The organism is Pantoea rodasii, from assembly GCF_002095465.1.
Lineage (GTDB): Bacteria > Pseudomonadota > Gammaproteobacteria > Enterobacterales > Enterobacteriaceae > Pantoea > Pantoea rodasii.
On the sequence record NZ_MLFP01000075.1, the window covers coordinates 1 to 408 of the forward strand.

A 408-nucleotide genomic window follows, 5' to 3' on the forward strand; every position below is an offset into this window, starting at 1 on the left:
CCGGCCACATCGTGCGTTCCCCGATGGTCGGCACCTTCTATCGCACCCCAAGCCCGGATGCCAAAGCCTTTATCGAAGTCGGCCAGAAAGTGAACGCCGGTGACACCCTGTGCATCGTTGAAGCGATGAAAATGATGAACCAGATCGAAGCCGATAAATCCGGCGTTGTGAAGGCGATCCTGGTAGAAAGCGGCCAGCCGGTTGAATTTGACGAGCCGCTGGTCGTCATCGAATAACGAGGCGAATCATGCTGGATAAAATTGTCATTGCTAACCGTGGTGAGATCGCACTGCGCATTCTGCGTGCCTGCAAAGAGCTGGGCATCAAGACTGTCGCGGTTCACTCCACCGCAGACCGCGACCTGAAGCACGTGCTGCTGGCGGACGAAACCGTCTGCATCGGCCCGGC

General features: G+C 57.4%; 2 protein-coding genes. Both read left to right on the top strand.

The features are described from left to right. On the top strand, positions 1 to 236 hold a 236-nt coding region (accB, locus tag HA45_RS23400), incomplete at its 5' end, for an acetyl-CoA carboxylase biotin carboxyl carrier protein (protein ID WP_128599104.1). Between the two features lie 11 nt (positions 237 to 247). Next, a partial coding sequence (locus HA45_RS23405; RefSeq protein WP_280174529.1) for a biotin carboxylase N-terminal domain-containing protein occupies positions 248 to 408 on the top strand: 161 nt, incomplete at its 3' end.